The organism is Bacillus sp. T33-2, assembly GCF_002860205.1.
GTDB lineage: Bacteria > Bacillota > Bacilli > Bacillales > Cytobacillaceae > T33-2.
In genome coordinates, this window is the sequence record NZ_PGVB01000010.1 from 191,774 (window position 1) to 206,339 (window position 14,566).

Sequence of the window (14,566 nt, forward strand, 5' to 3'; positions counted from 1 at the left end):
TCATGCTTCCCCCTTTTCATCAACACCCAGCTTAAAAATCGTAATGCCTATAATTCCATATGTTTCATGTTTCACCTTTGATAATGCGCCTATTGATTCCGGCAGCTTGATATCCGAGCTGTGCTCACATACGATAGTTCCCTGAGGTGCAGCGAGCCCTTGTTCCTCAATGAGCTGCAGAAGCTTGACGAGCTGCTGTTTTTTATATGGCGGGTCCAGGAAAATATAATTGAATTGAAGATCCCGCTTTTGCACTGCTTTAAGCGCCCTTTCAGCATCGTTTCGGTATATTTCACTCTTGTCTTCCAGACCGCAGGCCCTGATGTTTTCATTGACAACCTGAACCGCTTTCCCGTCCCGGTCGACAAAAATCACTTTATCAAGCCCCCGGCTTAACGCTTCGATTCCAAGGCCGCCGCTGCCTGCGAATAAATCCAGTCCCAAACCGCCTATAAAATATGGACCGATCATATTGAATAACGCTTCTTTCACTTTATCGGTCGTCGGCCTGGTCGTATTTCCAGGGACGGCTTTCAACGCCCGTCCTTTTAAATCCCCTGATACCACTCTCATAAAAATCCCCGCTATTCCACAAATATCCGATTCTCCCATTATCCTACCACAATGAAAAATATGTATCCAATACCGTGCCAAAATGACCATACATCGAATTAATTTTCCTAAAATAATGGTATGGAAGTTACTTATTTTAAAAAATTCGTCGAAAAATGTGTATAACTCCATTCATTGTGGAAATAATGACATTAACAACATCAATTCGAGGATGTTGTTGCCAACCGCGGAGAAGACTTACGTTTCCCCATAAGTTCTTCCTCCGGTTTCTCCTCTCCCTTTGCCTTCTATCCTGTAAAAGGGATATAGAAGGACCCTGCAAAATTGCAGGGTTTTTTCTTATTGGCACGAAAAACTGTTTCTTCCGCCTTCTTTAAAAATACCAAAACTAAACAGCAACGTCAGCCAATTTTTTTCAAATTTCATCTTGGGAACAAAGAAAAGGCGGGATGCATGCATCCCGCTTTTTAAATGCCCATTTTGTAGTCATACTCTTTCGCTTTGTCCGGAGCTTTATTCTCAAATTCCATTTTCAAAAATGGTTTATATGAAGGCTCAACCTTTTTAACAAATGAATAGGATTTTATTTTCCCCATCAGTGAATCCGTGTCTTCCAGATCGCAATATAAAACTACATATTTCAGCCTTCGAGAAACGTAATGGACATTTCCAAATTTCCTCAACATTTTCGCCTGCTTCAACGAATAAAGCCAGACGATTACACCCTGCCTCTGTCCTATCATATTCTTTCCCCTTCTGAAAACGTTAGCTTTTCATCATTCTAGCATACAGCAATACTTTTTGTGAAGTATCCAGAAAACCGTTTCGTTTGAACCTTTAGATTTTTGTGAATATGATAATTAAAAAAACAGGTGATTTTATGGATCTTTCAGTTGTTTGGAACCATTTCATAGCAGGCCTTAACCAATTGGAGGCCATAAAATCGGCTTATTATAAAAAAACCGCCGGCATCCCGTTTCTGTATATTGAACCAGCACCCGGCCATGGCCAGGATGAAATCGGCAAAGCGCTCCGTTTAAGCGCAGCCGCGGCAATGAAAGGGAAAAAATTGCATTGCAACACGGTTTTTGTCAGGCTTGATGGCCCCGTTTATGTCTACCGGCATCGTTTTTTTGTGCCCCAGAGAAAGATGTTCTGCTGCGGCAATCAGTGCCAGGACTGTATCCGATTAGATCCCGGCGGTTTTAAGCACTAAAAAAGCACAGGCATGGATGCCCGTGCATTATTATTATGCAGAACAGCTGCAACCTCCGCCGCTGCCGCAGCCTCCGCCGCAGCTGGATAAGCTGTCAAAGTATGGGTTCCCGGTAGGTACTTTCACATTGTCCGATACTGAGCGGCCAATTATGATGCTGATTTCATCCAAAAGGCTCTGAAGCTCGTTTTCTGCCTTTTTAAAATCCGCCACAAGCTCATCCAGATCTACTTCCCGTTTTACAGTCCGGATTGCGCCCATGACTTCTCTGTAATCAGGATGGTACTTTCCGAACCGCTGCACTTCTTCATACCTTTCCTTCATGGACATGAAAGTGGCAATCTTTCTTTGCGATTCTTCACTGTTTTGCAACCTATATAAACATTGCCGGTAATGCTCGGCAGTTTCAGACTCCAGAATCATTTGCACTAGCTGGCCTGCTGTATCCAGCAGCTCTACTCTTTCCATTGTAGCAAGCAATGTCCGCCCACCTCCAAATCCAATTTTAACATGGATCTGCTGTAAAAACAAAAGCTTCCTCATGTGAGAAAGCTTTTTCACGATTGGGAATTCATGCTGTTGAACATATGCATCATCATGGATGCCATCTGGATCCCGTTCGAGAATTTCTGTACCTGATGCGGGATTGTTTTTTCATAATGATGCAACGCGGCAATCTCGAGCGCCTCGAAATCCTGCGGATTTCTTGTCAATTTTCGGTACCATTGGGGCTGTACCCTGACAAAATCCTTTAAATCCTTGCGCTGGTTCAATACATCCAGAACGTCTTTCCTCATCGGTCAATCTCCCTTAATCAATCTTTTCTGAAGAGAAACGGATGCTTCGGCCCCTCTTTCTCAGGAATGGGATTCGATTTTGATTGCCCCTGAAACTGGGCGATTACCCCCTGCAAGGCGGACAAAGCCTGGCTGATATTATTAATTTGCCACTGAAGCTTATCCGGATCCATGTTTTTCACTGCACCCAATATTTTTGAGTACCAGTCCATTTTCTGTTCTTCCCCGGATGGTTCTGGTTTTCGCTCATTGTCCAGGTGCCAGCGGGGGTCGTCTTCCCCGAGCAAATACCATTCCTCATAAAGCTCCTGCCATGTTGCCTTGCCAGACCTTACCTCCTGAATAATTTTAGGGTTGGATTTAACAAACTCCTTGAATTTTTTAACAGACGGATGAAGATTTTTTTTAGCCATCTAGTTCACCTCTGCAAAACAAGTGCCTATATTAACGTATGAATTTTATGGCAAATGGTGAGCAGCTGAAACCTGCATTCGTGGAAGGGGCAGAATGGCCCTGTACAAAAATGCATTATTACAGGTATATTCAATCCGTACATTTTCACAATAAATGTTAAAATGAATAGTACATAATGACGAAAGAGGTATCGTTAATGGACAGGGATTTGCAGCAATTGTTGAAGCAGTGTGTCGAAAATGCGGGAGAACAAGATTTACATGTAATTGCTTCAATGCTCGAGGGTGTCAAAGACAAACTTGCGAAAAAGAAGAGTACATATATTGACGGCATTCTGCACATGGATCGTTCAGTAGAAGATGAGCTTTGCAAAATTGACATTCCAGTCACCCCTTTCCTGAGCAATACATTGGGAATTGTACATGGAGGCGTTACGGCAACCGTAATCGACACCGCCATGGGAACACTCGCCAATTACATTCTTCCCGAGGAATATGGTGCCGTTACGACCCAATTGAACGTCCACTATATAGCTCCGGGTCTGGGGGAATCGTTGCGATGTGAAGCTAGGTTTATTCACCGGGGGACAAAAACGATGGTCCTTGGGGCCGATATGTACCGTGCAGACGGGACAAAGATCGCATACGCAACCGGAAGTTTTTTTGTAGTAAAAAAAGACATGAAATAGGGAGTTACCCATGGTAACAGCAATTGTGATTCCAATCATCTTCATCTATTTTTACTGGCTCACAAGAAAGGAAATACGGGAGAACCATGAAAAATGGCTCCAACTTGAACATGTACCAGAGGAGGCGGTGATCACCGGTAAAATCCTCGAACTCACAGAAGCACGGGAACGTTTTTATTATCACCGTTTCAACCATGTTCTGAACATAAAGGTGCAGACTGATGATAAGATCTTGACTGTCAAAAAAATTACGCCAATCAGAGAGGGAGCCACATTTCCTGAAATAACGCCAGGTGAACATGTCCGTTTTTACGGCAACTGGAAGGAAGGATACTTCCAGGTAGGGCGAATAGAGGGAAAAAATTGAAACAGGAGCCCCGGTTCGGAAACGGGGCTCCTGATTATTCTTGATATTAGTCTTCCCACCGCTTAATGAAATTCTGGGTGTAATGCTTTTGGTAAACTCCTACTCCAAGATGAGTAAATTTCTCGTTTAACAAAGCTTCGCGGTGCCCTTTGCTATTAAGCCAGCCCTCCACAACAGCAGGTGCGTCTGTATAGTTGGCAGCGATATTTTCGCCTGCGGACTGGTAGGCAATATCAGCTGCTTTGAGACGGTCTGAGATGCTGCCGTATTTCTTGGATGTATGGGAAAAATAATTTGATTCCTGCATATCCCGGCTATGTGCATAGGCAACTTCAGCGGTTTTATCATCCCATTTGAGCGGCTCTAATTTGTGGCGCAGCCTGATCACGTTGGTGATATCCAGAATTTGCTGTTCAGTGCCGTCCTCAATTGGAAGCCAGGCTTGTCCATCAACCGTTTCAGCTTCGATTAAATTTCCCCGGTAAACCATTTCGTACGGCCTTTGTTTGATCAAGGTTTCCCCATCCAAAAACCGGATGCTCGACAGGGATCCGGTGAATTTATCAAAATGAAGCTGGGCAAAAAAGCTTCCCATTTGTACAAGCGGACGTGCATTCATATCTTCTTCTGACAGCTCAAACTTGAATGAGCTATCCTGGTACTCAAACGAAATGTCTGTTTGGATTATATTGAGCGCAAAAATTTCCTCGACAGGCTGGCCAATTTTGAACGGGGCCACATTCACATCCGGCCCAATCCCATACATACTCACAACCCGTCCGTCCAAAACACCCGCCTGAACATAGTTGGACAGGTCCTGGTTATAGATCCACCATTCAAAACCATACGCGCTGGGGTCAATCCTGGCTGGTTCACCCAAAGCCGCTTTCAGTGCCTGAATATCCTTTCCCATTAATGAGGCAATGCCTTCCGCGGGCTGCTTCGCCTCATCCTGTACCTTCTGCCCGTTATTCATAGGCTGCCCGAGAGTATCATCCATTTTTGGAACCGATTTTTCATTGGTTAACAGCTTGTCTTCATTTTCATTAGTAAAACCAAAATAAAGTCCGATCAATAAAAATACAGAAACAAACAAAAGTATTCTGAACAATGTACGCAGGGGGCAACCTCCTCTCGATCATCTTTTCTCTCATTATATGTGCTTATTTAATAATTATTATATCATTTATCTGTTTCTTATTAATAGAAGCATACGAAAATGGTGCAGCAGAAAGAATTTATTAATAATATCAACCTATATTTGTTTTGCCTTTATAACAAATTCAACAGAGAATTCTAACTAATATATTCATTGCAACTTTCAGTTTTTTTTACTATGATTGAAACTGAGATAACTTGATGGCATGATGTTTACACATTTTAACTGCAGTGTGCTTTTAGGAGGGATATGGATGAAATTTGAAAACACCGGTCTGGATAATTTAAAAGCGGACTTACACCGTCTGGACGAAGTGATGGACAGCTTCGGATTGGTCAGGGAAGGACAATGGGATTACGAGAGGGTTACATACGACAAAAAATTTGAGCTAAAAGAGGGAGTCTACTATCTTCGGCTTCAAGGTTATACGGTTGAGGGTGATGTAGGCGCTCACAAGGCAGTTATCCAACTGATGACTCCATTGCTGGGAAAGCATTATTACCCGTTTGGAGTTGAATACGGGGAAGGCGAGCATTTCCCCAATTCACTCGTAAGCCAGTGCGAAAAAATCATTGGCGATGTAAAGGCGGAAGTTGAAAAGTTCGCCTTATAACAAGCGGACCCACGGGTGCAGGCCCGGCGCTTGAATGGCCCTTCCGGCATTCACAAAAAGACGCATGTTTCCATGCGTCTTTTCGTTGCATTACATTATGAATCCATCGATCATGATATCAATTTTATTTGCACAACAGCCCGTAAAATGATAGATTTCTTCGTGAATGGTCTGCTGCAGCTGTTTCGCCTGGTCCAAAATCCCCGAAATGCCTTCAAGTGCATGGACACAAAATGTGACTTCGATTGAATTTTGATGGATCCTGACAAAGATTCCTTTATGTGAGTACAGGTTATTTTTTAAAGAAGGGAAAATGCCCTTTGCGACTGAGCGTGAAGGAGTAAACCATGGGCTTTCGCAAACAGCTGCGAGAACAATTGCGCATATCACGGTGCAGCGTTCTTTTAGCGAAGAATTCAATGTTTCCTGTTGCATCAATGACACCGCCCATAATATAAATATTCGCAGGTAACCAGTTGATTCATTTTAAGGTTTATAATATTAAATGCACTGTATAATTTAATTGTTCTTTGTTTTTGAAAACAGGCCGTTTCTTATTGCCAGACCGTTGTTTTGTTCAATATTTCCGGGAATTGCTAATCATATTTGAGTTGCTGCGGTGCAAGTTTTGATGGGGAAGGAGTGGCCGAGCTGAGGAGATATGTTTCAAAAAGAGCAGTGTTCATCCTGCTGGGAACGGCGGTCACAGCAGCACTGTCTTACGTCATTTTACCGGTTTCATTTCCGCTGATCATCGCATTTGTTTCGGCGCTGTTTCTTGAACCGGCCGTAAGGTATTTGCATAAGCAGCTAAAGATCACACGCAGGCTGTCAGTCCTCATTATCTTTATACTCTTTGTGCTTTTTATTGGGGTCTCTGGTTATTTTATTGCCACCAAAGTAATTACAGAGGCAGTTAAAATGGTTGAAAACGCACCACTGTATTTAAATGAGTTGACAAATATATGGTTTAATACAGAAGCCCGTTTCATTGAGGAAGCAAAAAATCTTCCTGACGAATTAGTAGATGATATTAGCCGAAGGGCAGAAGAGTTTCTGATAAATATTCGAAATGACTTAATTGCCTATATCAATATCAATAACTTGAAAACATGGATTACGAATATACCAAATTACTTAGTCAGCTTTCTCGTTTATTTAATTGCATTGTTCCTGCTCCTGCTCGATTTGCCGCGACTGCGCCAGGCAATATACAGCCATTTAACAGAGAAAACAGCTGATAAAGTGAGATTCATGACCTCCCGCCTTTCTTATGTACTGTTCGGTTTCATTAAAGCCCAGCTACTGGTCAGTGTAATCATTTTTATTGTTTCATTCTTGGGCCTGCTTTTGATTGTGCCTGACATAGCACTGTTTATGGCCTTGTTCATCTGGCTGATTGATTTTATCCCGGTTTTTGGCACTTTCATCATACTCGGTCCGTGGGCGCTTTTTCACCTTCTGACCGGTGACATTGCCCTGGGTAGCCAGCTCGCAATACTTGCTGCAGCAGTCCTGATCATCCGAAGGACAGTAGAACCGAAAGTGATGGGAAGCCACATCGGTTTATCAGCGCTTTCCACGCTCGTGGCTATGTATCTTGGATTAAAAATCATTGGCATTGCCGGAATCTTCATCGGACCTTTGATTATTATTGCCTATAACTCTGCAAAAGAGGCAGGCATGATCAAAATTAACTTTAAAATATAAAAGCGGGTCTGGCAGACCCGCTTTATATTTTGGTTTTAAAAAAAGTCATAGAAAAATGGCTTCACCGGAGGGATTTTTTTCTCAAGCTCCAACAGTTCACTCTCAGGTCCCTGCATTTCACCCATTTCATATAACTCCCCTGGGGTTTTATAACCAAACAACATCGCAGAAACAGCATTTATTTTCAGATGGAGCCCCCTCTTTGGCGGTGTCGTGCAGGCGCTGCCCGTTTTTTGCCTGAAGGCTTTCACTTCGTTTCCCGACAGTAAATAGGAACCATCATTCCACGGGGCGTACTGATCAGTGATATGAAGAAACACCTGTCCATCCGTGTCCGAAAAAGGGTACTGATCAAGGCATGTTTCTGCATCCACAATCCTGCCCATGAAATAAGGATAAATTTCAGTCGACACCTTAGGCTGCTTCAGGAAGTACGGGAATGATTCGTGGGCAGATACATGCATGTTTACTTTGCCAACCATCGAGTCATGCTGGCAAATAAAGTTCCACAGACTAACCTTTGCATGATGGTCAAGAGCGACATATTCACGGACTTCCATTATCCTGTCCTTCATTTCATAGATAATATATCCCCGCGCTTCGTTTTTCCCATTATAAAAAACAGCAGCAGTTTCGTTGTGGAAAATATTATTGAGCCACCAATCACGGTCCCTTACCAGCATGCCCGAGTATTTTCTCGAGTATTGCCCGTACACGGCCTCGATGGCCTCGGGGTAATCCTCCTTTTTATACCTTCTAACCGTTCCAGCCGGAGCATCCAGCATTTTAAGATCTTTGTTTTCAATTGTAATTTTTTTATTGTCCGAAATAATTTCCCAGCCATATTTCCGGTAAAAGCCGATATCAAACGGATGAAGGAAAGACACGATCTGCCGACGGGCTTGCATTTCTTTTAACGATGCAGTCAGCAGTGTTGTTACACACCCCGCCCTTCTGTATTCAGGATATGTTGCAACCCCGGCAATCCCGCCCATTTCCCATTCTTTTTCCCCCATCGTCACTTTCAAAGAAAGCAGGTGGAGCTTTGATGCAAGCTTCCCATGATCCCAGACTCCGAGAACATGATGCTTTTTCAGCATCTCTTTGCGTTTCGGAATTTCCTCCTCACGTATCTCGTATTGGAAAGCGTACATCGATAGTTTCATCGATTCAATATAATCTTTTTCAGTCAGTACTTTTAATTCCATGTCTCTCTCTCCTTTGCTACTCAATTATTTCTCGGCAAGCCTCCAGTATTCCTTTATCAAAATAAAAAAAGTGCCGTAATTTCGGCACTGATCTTTAATTTATGATGATTGGCTGAATGCTAGAAACCAAGAATGGCTTTTATTACTGACGTTGTTTCGCCGCCTTTGTAAATCACGTATAGAAGCAGGTACACTGCAACACCGGTAATGGCTGTAAAAAACCAGACAGTGCTTGTTATCGGACCGAGTTTACGATGCCGTTCCAGGTTGTTTTTAAATCCTGTCACAAGTGAAATGATGCCGAGAACAGCACCAGTTGTGGCAAGGGAGATATGGAATATCAAAAATACAGTATAATAGATTTTAATTTCATCAGGGCCGCCGAATGAGGTATTCCCGATAAAAATGGTTCTTGAGGCATAAATGACAAAGAAAATGACTGCAAAAACAGCAGCAAGTATCATTGTTTTCTTATGGGCTTCAAGCTTGCGCTGCTTTATTTGCGCCCATCCAATCGCGACACAAATCGCGCTGAGGACAATGAATGTAGTGCTGATTGTAGGCAAAACGGGAACTGAATTCATATGAACTTCCTCTCTCTCTTTTTTATAACTCAAAGTTTATTGTAGTGGAGCAATCCTTTTTTTTCAATACTGATGATATGTGCTGTATGCTGCATCTTTCTATGAAAAAAACCCGCCAATGGGCGAGTTTTCTTCATTCCGCGATTTGGGGCGGCTTGTAACCATTAACCCCTTCGCAGTATGTCTGCTCCTGTTCTTTCCTGTACCAGCTGAAAAAGGTCTGTGCCAGAATGACACCATAAACAATCTCCTGGATGATTTTCATGATGACGCCACCCAGCTGTTGATCAAGGAGGAGTGACATCGAACTAAATGTTTCTGGCCCGCTCAAATTCAGTGAAGACAGGGTAGTGGAAGGAACACAGAGCTCCAGCGCTGCTGCCCATGCCTGCGGATCTGAAAAGCTGGCATACATGGGGGCATCCGCAAAAATGATCAAAGCACACGCAGGTGTAAGCAGGATGCCATCAGCGAATATATAACCAATCTTTTTAATGCCGGTCAGAGTCTGAAATTCCGGAAGCTCATTCAGCAACGGCCACCACATGCAAATCGCCAGGATAAACAGCAAGGTCGTATATCCGGCATGGAGCCACATATCCGTTTTGACCACATCAAAGATGAGCGGAATATGGTAAAAGGAAAAGACACCGTTAAAAACGATTAGTGCTATTAAAGGCCGGGTGAACAGCCTGAACAGCGGTTTTACGACCCGCAGCCCCAGTACAGATCTCCAAACCCAATGTGGAATGCCAAAGATCATCAATGGCGGAATAACCAAATAGAGAACAGCCATCTGGATCATATGGGCATAAAAAGTGATGTGCCCGAGCAAATCTAAAGGAGAGCCCTTAATAATATAAAGCAGTACGATTGAGACAGTGAAATAAACGGCATTTTTCCGAGTGGCTGCTTCACCATTCCTGAAGAGGCCATAATGCTTAAACACAGCCAAATAATAGATTGCAAGGACCGCGGCAAGAAACAAAAAATAGAACGGGCTCCACATTGCCCGGAATCCAAATATATCAAGAGAAAGCATCCTATCACCTCATTAATAGTGCCCATGCTGGCCGAACTGTAACTTTACTTTGTACGTTAATTATACGTTTTCGTGAATTTGTCTGCAATGAAACAGCCATTCCAACATTTGCATAGAGCCGCATAAAAAAAATCGGCATGAAAGCCGATTTTTTATTGGTGTAGTTCAAAGAACAATGATTACCACCAGACGATCGTTGAAAAAGCGAGAATTGTCAATGCCCCGACCAATACTCCGGAATACAGGAACAAAGACGGTGCCTCATGGCCTTTGTGGCTCATGTGCATGAAGTAATACAGCTGAAAGATTACCTGGATGACAGCCAAAAGCATAATAAACGGGACTGTGAACCAGTTGGTGAACTGTTCAACGCCAACTGCAACAAACGCCACAAGTGTCAAGAAAATCATCATTGAGAAGGAAACGATCTGGTATCTCATCTCTTCAGCACTTTTTTTGCGCCGATATTCAATGTCTACTCTTGGGTTCCCTGAACTTGGATGTTGATTCGCCATCAGTTTATCCCACCATTCCCATTAAATAAACTACTGTAAAGATAAATACCCACACAACGTCAATGAAGTGCCAGTAAAGGCTGGCAACATAAAACTTTGGAGCATTATAAAGGGTCAATCCCCGTTTTCCATTTCGGATCATCAAAGTAAGGATCCACAGGAGCCCGAAGGCAACGTGTGCCCCGTGGAAACCTACCAGCGTATAGAACGCTGACCCGAAGGCACTGCTTGTAAACGTATGGTGAAATTTGTGCACATAATGATTGAATTCGTAAATTTCAAGCCCGAGGAACGCAGCGCCCAGCAATACAGTAAGCCCAAACCAGAGCTGCATCTTTTGAAAGTTGAAATTTTTCATATGATACATTGCATAAACACTTGTCAGTGAGCTGGTCAACAGAATCATCGTTGCCGCAAACGTAAGCGGAAGTTCAAAAATATCCTTTGCCAATGCTTGTTCCGCATCGGGCACCTTATCCTTCAAAGCAAGGTAGGTCGCAAAGAGAGAGGCAAACAATACCGTCTCTCCCCCTAAGAATAACCAGAAACCTAAAAATTTATTTTTCCCTTCGAGGGTTGCCCGTTCAGGCGAAGCAGGCCAAGTCTCATACGTGAATTTTTCTTCAGCGTGCATTATGCCTTTACCCCCTTGTCATTGTCATCAATCAAATCTTCTTTATGGATATGGAATCCGTGATCATCTTTAATGGAACGGAAGAACATCGCTCCAAGAGTAACTCCCATTCCCACTATCAACACTGGGAGACCCCAGCCGTAATCTTCACGGTACATTGCTCCAAAGGCAGCAATGAACAAACCGAGTGAAATCACGAAAGGAATGAAAGATGAATTCGGCATATGGATGTCACCAAGCGGTTCAGCAGGTGCCAAAGCTTTCTTACCTTCCATCTTTTCGAGCCAGTAAGCATCCAAGCCGCGGACAAGCGGCAATTGCTTGAAGTTATAAAACGGCGGTGGAGATGAAATAGACCACTCAAGTGTACGGCCGTCTCCCCATGGGTCATTCCCGACGCGCTCATTTTTGACGCTTGTCATGATGATGTTAACCAGCAGGACAATGACCGCAACTGCCATAAATATTGCGCCAATCGTACTGATCAAGTTTCCGGTGTCGAGACCCTGTCCAGGCAGGAATGTATAAATGCGGCGCGGCATGCCCATCAACCCAAGGAAATGCTGGATGAAGAAGGTCAAATGGAAGCCGATCAGGAACAGCCAAAATGTAATTTTGCCCAGCTTTTCATTAAGCATTGTTCCGAACATTTTTGGCCAGTAGAAGTGTGTGCCTGCCAATAGACCAAATACAACACCGCCGACAATGACATAATGGAAGTGCGCCACTACAAAATAACTGTCATGGTACTGGTAGTCTGCCGCAGCAGTCGCAAGCATTACCCCGGTCACCCCACCTGCAACGAAGGAAGGTATGAATGCAACAGCCCAAAGCATCGGAGTGGTGAACTTAATGCTTCCGCCCCACATCGTGAACAGCCAGTTAAAGATCTTTATGCCGGTCGGTACTGCAATCGCCATTGTCGCAACAGCAAAAATTGCGTTGGCAATCGGGCCAAGGCCGGTTGTGAACATATGGTGTGCCCATACCATGAAGCCCAGGAATCCGATCAGCACAGTCGCGAACACCATGGAAGAATAACCGAATAACCGCTTTCTTGAAAACGTCGCGAAAATCTCGGAGAAAATACCGAAAGCCGGCAATATAAGAATGTATACCTCAGGGTGCCCGAATATCCAGAATAAGTGCTCCCAGATGATCGTGTTTCCGCCCATCGTATGGTCAAAGAAATTGGCACCGAACAGACGGTCAAATAACATTAAAAATAATCCGACAGTTAACGGAGGGAAAGCAAACAAAATCAATGCAGATACAACAAACGTTGACCAGGTAAACAGCGGCATGCGCATATAAGTCATGCCCGGAGCACGCATGTTGATGATCGTGACCAGGAAGTTAATGCCGCCTATTAAAGTACCGGCCCCTGAAATTTGCAGCCCCAGCACATAAAAATCAATGCCATGTCCTTCAGATGCCAGTGACAGTGACGCATAGGACGTCCATCCAGCATCAGGAGCCCCTCCCAAAAACCATGAAAGGTTCAGGAATACACCACCAAAGAAAAACAGCCAGAACCCGAGCGAATTCAGGAACGGGAACGCCACATCGCGCGCCCCGATCTGCAATGGCATTACCGCATTCATAAAAGCAAACACGAGCGGCATGGCTGCAAGAAAAATCATTGTTGTTCCGTGCATTGTCAATATTTCATTATATAAACCGGCACTTACAAAATCATTGTTTGGTACTGCCAGCTGGATGCGGATAAACATCGCTTCCAATCCGCCAATGATAAAGAAAAATCCGCCAGCTATCAAGTAAAGGATTGCAATTTTTTTATGGTCAACGGTGGTAAGATAATCCCACAGCGTTGCACCGAATCCCCTTTTTTGAGCGTAGGTACTCACAGTTTTACCTCCCTTTCCAACTAATCCCCTTACTGGACCTTCAAGCCCATCAGATATTCTGCCAAGGCATCGATTTCTTCGTCTGTCAAATTGTCGTACTTACCGGTCATTTTGTTACCAGGCTTGTATGCTTCAGGATCCTTGATCCAGTTTTTAAGTTGTTCTTCGTTATGTTCAAGAACTCCGGCGATCCGGCTCCGGTCACCAAAATTGGTTAAGTTAGGACCTTGACGGGCTTCCGGAGGAGTTGTATTGGCAGGAGTTACCGCGTGGCAGCCAATACAGCTGTTGTTGAACACTTCCTGCCCTTCCTGTGCTGCGGCAGTTTCCGCCTTTGCAGGCTCTTTAACGCCTTTCATGCTATCTACCCAACTATCAAACTCTGAACGGGATACCGCTTTAACCTTGAAATCCATTAAAGCATGGGACGGTCCGCAAAGTTCAGCACATTTTCCATAGAATAGATTGTTAGCTTCATCAGCTTTTTGCTGGTCAAATTCAAGCCAGAACTTGTTCTCATTTTCCATATGGTTATCCATTTTACCGCCTACTGCAGGAATCCAGAATGAGTGCATGACATCAGAAGCTTTCAAATTAAAGTAAACCTTTTCATCAGTTGGTACGACTAAATCCTGGGAAGTGACGATCTCTTCGTTAGGATATTCAAACTCCCACCAATACAGGTTTGCGCGCACATTTACAACAAGTGCGTCGGTTTTGCCTTCTTTATCCTTCTTCTCCATTGGAGAAACATCGGCAAGCCTGAATGTCGCAGATACTGTTGGCACAGCAAGGATTAACAGCAGGAGAATCGGAATGACGGTCCACAGAATTTCAAGCTTATGGCTTCCTTCAACCTGTTTCGGTATTTCATTGTCATCCTTGCGCCGGAAACGGAAGATAACAACCACGAAAAGGATTGTTACCACAGCAATTACCCCCACCATAATTGCCGTACTTAGTTTCATCAGTTCAAATTGCGTCTCCGCAACTTCCCCCGCTGGCTTCAATGCTGATAAATAGTTTTCACCGCAGCCTGTCATAAATAATGACATCGCTGCCAACACTGCTATCAGTCGCCCTTTTACAAGCCATTTCATAGCCAAACATACCCCTCTTTCGTTACATTTTAAAAAAGTTGATAATATATAGAAAAATCCTCCCAAGGAAAGAATTTC

Annotated in this window: 19 protein-coding genes; 5 read left to right on the forward strand and 14 right to left on the reverse strand. The window is 43.7% G+C overall.

All coding sequences use genetic code 11. The features are described 5' to 3' along the window. Both rsmD and CVD19_RS07875 read right to left on the reverse strand, forming a co-directional pair. Entirely contained in the window at positions 1-573 is a 573-nt protein-coding gene (rsmD, locus tag CVD19_RS07870; RefSeq protein WP_101581306.1) for a 16S rRNA (guanine(966)-N(2))-methyltransferase RsmD, read from the reverse strand. A gap of 467 nt (positions 574-1,040) precedes the next feature. Further along, entirely contained in the window at positions 1,041-1,316 is a 276-nt protein-coding gene (locus CVD19_RS07875; RefSeq protein ID WP_101581307.1) for a YlbG family protein, read from the reverse strand. A 137-nt stretch (positions 1,317-1,453) separates the two neighbouring features. Here CVD19_RS07875 and CVD19_RS07880 point away from each other — a divergent pair, with 137 nt between their 5' ends. Further along, on the forward strand, positions 1,454-1,789 hold the full coding sequence (locus CVD19_RS07880; protein ID WP_101581308.1) for a hypothetical protein: 336 nt from the start codon (positions 1,454-1,456) through the stop codon (positions 1,787-1,789). Positions 1,790-1,822: 33 nt separating this feature from the next. On the opposite strand, the gene CVD19_RS07885 is transcribed toward CVD19_RS07880, so the two are convergent. The 3 genes from CVD19_RS07885 to CVD19_RS07895 all read right to left on the reverse strand — a co-directional run bounded on the left by CVD19_RS07885 (position 1,823) and on the right by CVD19_RS07895 (position 2,999). Beyond that, the gene (locus CVD19_RS07885) at positions 1,823-2,269 is read right to left on the reverse strand and encodes a YlbF family regulator (RefSeq protein ID WP_101581634.1); all 447 of its coding nucleotides are present in this window, start codon (positions 2,267-2,269) and stop codon (positions 1,823-1,825) included. Between the two features lie 77 nt (positions 2,270-2,346). Further along, on the reverse strand, positions 2,347-2,586 hold the full coding sequence (locus CVD19_RS07890) for a YlbE-like family protein (RefSeq protein ID WP_101581309.1): 240 nt from the start codon (positions 2,584-2,586) through the stop codon (positions 2,347-2,349). Between the two features lie 17 nt (positions 2,587-2,603). Then, a complete protein-coding gene (locus tag CVD19_RS07895) occupies positions 2,604-2,999 on the reverse strand; it encodes a YlbD family protein (protein ID WP_101581310.1) in 396 nt (131 codons plus the stop codon). A gap of 197 nt (positions 3,000-3,196) precedes the next feature. Between CVD19_RS07895 and CVD19_RS07900 the strand changes: the two genes are divergently transcribed. Together CVD19_RS07900 and CVD19_RS07905 are read left to right on the forward strand one after the other, a co-directional pair. Further along, positions 3,197-3,688 carry a PaaI family thioesterase gene (locus CVD19_RS07900; protein ID WP_101581311.1) on the forward strand — a complete coding sequence of 164 codons (492 nt, stop codon included), beginning with the start codon at positions 3,197-3,199 and terminating at the stop codon, positions 3,686-3,688. 10 nt (positions 3,689-3,698) lie between these two features. Further along, a complete protein-coding gene (locus CVD19_RS07905) occupies positions 3,699-4,055 on the forward strand; it encodes a hypothetical protein (RefSeq protein ID WP_101581312.1) in 357 nt (118 codons plus the stop codon). A gap of 46 nt (positions 4,056-4,101) precedes the next feature. On the opposite strand, the gene CVD19_RS07910 is transcribed toward CVD19_RS07905, so the two are convergent. Next, positions 4,102-5,166, reverse strand: coding sequence for a CAP domain-containing protein (locus CVD19_RS07910; RefSeq protein WP_257985055.1), 1,065 nt, complete (start codon positions 5,164-5,166; stop codon positions 4,102-4,104). Positions 5,167-5,467: 301 nt separating this feature from the next. Here CVD19_RS07910 and CVD19_RS07915 point away from each other — a divergent pair, with 301 nt between their 5' ends. Then, positions 5,468-5,827 carry a YugN family protein gene (locus tag CVD19_RS07915; RefSeq protein ID WP_101581313.1) on the forward strand — a complete coding sequence of 120 codons (360 nt, stop codon included), beginning with the start codon at positions 5,468-5,470 and terminating at the stop codon, positions 5,825-5,827. A 90-nt stretch (positions 5,828-5,917) separates the two neighbouring features. Here CVD19_RS07915 and CVD19_RS07920 read toward each other — a convergent pair whose 3' ends face one another. Next, positions 5,918-6,262, reverse strand: coding sequence for a hypothetical protein (locus tag CVD19_RS07920; protein WP_101581314.1), 345 nt, complete (start codon positions 6,260-6,262; stop codon positions 5,918-5,920). Between the two features lie 216 nt (positions 6,263-6,478). Between CVD19_RS07920 and ytvI the strand changes: the two genes are divergently transcribed. Then, on the forward strand, positions 6,479-7,537 hold the full coding sequence (gene ytvI / locus CVD19_RS07925; RefSeq protein WP_101581636.1) for a sporulation integral membrane protein YtvI: 1,059 nt from the start codon (positions 6,479-6,481) through the stop codon (positions 7,535-7,537). A 35-nt stretch (positions 7,538-7,572) separates the two neighbouring features. On the opposite strand, the gene CVD19_RS07930 is transcribed toward ytvI, so the two are convergent. From CVD19_RS07930 to coxB, 7 genes are all read right to left on the reverse strand, one after another. Then, a complete protein-coding gene (locus CVD19_RS07930; protein ID WP_101581315.1) occupies positions 7,573-8,745 on the reverse strand; it encodes a GNAT family N-acetyltransferase in 1,173 nt (390 codons plus the stop codon). Positions 8,746-8,864: 119 nt separating this feature from the next. Beyond that, on the reverse strand, positions 8,865-9,329 hold the full coding sequence (locus CVD19_RS07935) for a DUF420 domain-containing protein (RefSeq protein WP_101581316.1): 465 nt from the start codon (positions 9,327-9,329) through the stop codon (positions 8,865-8,867). A 133-nt stretch (positions 9,330-9,462) separates the two neighbouring features. Next, positions 9,463-10,371, reverse strand: a complete 909-nt coding sequence (gene ctaG / locus CVD19_RS07940; RefSeq protein ID WP_101581317.1) for a cytochrome c oxidase assembly factor CtaG — start codon at positions 10,369-10,371, stop codon at positions 9,463-9,465. Positions 10,372-10,550: 179 nt separating this feature from the next. Continuing rightward, on the reverse strand, positions 10,551-10,886 hold the full coding sequence (gene ctaF / locus CVD19_RS07945; RefSeq protein WP_101581318.1) for a cytochrome c oxidase subunit IVB: 336 nt from the start codon (positions 10,884-10,886) through the stop codon (positions 10,551-10,553). Between the two features lie 4 nt (positions 10,887-10,890). Beyond that, entirely contained in the window at positions 10,891-11,520 is a 630-nt protein-coding gene (locus CVD19_RS07950) for a cytochrome (ubi)quinol oxidase subunit III (RefSeq protein ID WP_101581319.1), read from the reverse strand. Then, a complete protein-coding gene (gene ctaD, locus CVD19_RS07955) occupies positions 11,520-13,388 on the reverse strand; it encodes a cytochrome c oxidase subunit I (RefSeq protein WP_101581320.1) in 1,869 nt (622 codons plus the stop codon). The genes CVD19_RS07950 and ctaD overlap by 1 nt, the downstream gene beginning before the upstream one ends. 29 nt (positions 13,389-13,417) lie before the next feature. Beyond that, positions 13,418-14,488, reverse strand: a complete 1,071-nt coding sequence (coxB, locus tag CVD19_RS07960; RefSeq protein ID WP_101581321.1) for a cytochrome c oxidase subunit II — start codon at positions 14,486-14,488, stop codon at positions 13,418-13,420. Positions 14,489-14,566: the final 78 nt, after the last annotated feature.

Bases quoted from the DNA above. Each gene is read 5' to 3' on its own strand.
- rsmD (WP_101581306.1), bottom strand. From the start codon at position 573: ATGAGAGTGGTATCAGGGGATTTAAAAGGACGGGCGTTGAAAGCCGTC.
- CVD19_RS07875 (WP_101581307.1), bottom strand. From the start codon at position 1,316: ATGATAGGACAGAGGCAGGGTGTAATCGTCTGGCTTTATTCGTTGAAG.
- CVD19_RS07880 (WP_101581308.1), top strand. From the start codon at position 1,454: ATGGATCTTTCAGTTGTTTGGAACCATTTCATAGCAGGCCTTAACCAA.
- CVD19_RS07890 (WP_101581309.1), bottom strand. From the start codon at position 2,586: ATGAGGAAAGACGTTCTGGATGTATTGAACCAGCGCAAGGATTTAAAG.
- CVD19_RS07895 (WP_101581310.1), bottom strand. From the start codon at position 2,999: ATGGCTAAAAAAAATCTTCATCCGTCTGTTAAAAAATTCAAGGAGTTT.
- CVD19_RS07900 (WP_101581311.1), top strand. From the start codon at position 3,197: ATGGACAGGGATTTGCAGCAATTGTTGAAGCAGTGTGTCGAAAATGCG.
- CVD19_RS07905 (WP_101581312.1), top strand. From the start codon at position 3,699: ATGGTAACAGCAATTGTGATTCCAATCATCTTCATCTATTTTTACTGG.
- CVD19_RS07915 (WP_101581313.1), top strand. From the start codon at position 5,468: ATGAAATTTGAAAACACCGGTCTGGATAATTTAAAAGCGGACTTACAC.
- CVD19_RS07920 (WP_101581314.1), bottom strand. From the start codon at position 6,262: ATGCAACAGGAAACATTGAATTCTTCGCTAAAAGAACGCTGCACCGTG.
- CVD19_RS07930 (WP_101581315.1), bottom strand. From the start codon at position 8,745: ATGGAATTAAAAGTACTGACTGAAAAAGATTATATTGAATCGATGAAA.
- CVD19_RS07935 (WP_101581316.1), bottom strand. From the start codon at position 9,329: ATGAATTCAGTTCCCGTTTTGCCTACAATCAGCACTACATTCATTGTC.
- ctaG (WP_101581317.1), bottom strand. From the start codon at position 10,371: ATGCTTTCTCTTGATATATTTGGATTCCGGGCAATGTGGAGCCCGTTC.
- ctaF (WP_101581318.1), bottom strand. From the start codon at position 10,886: ATGGCGAATCAACATCCAAGTTCAGGGAACCCAAGAGTAGACATTGAA.
- CVD19_RS07950 (WP_101581319.1), bottom strand. From the start codon at position 11,520: ATGCACGCTGAAGAAAAATTCACGTATGAGACTTGGCCTGCTTCGCCT.
- coxB (WP_101581321.1), bottom strand. From the start codon at position 14,488: ATGAAATGGCTTGTAAAAGGGCGACTGATAGCAGTGTTGGCAGCGATG.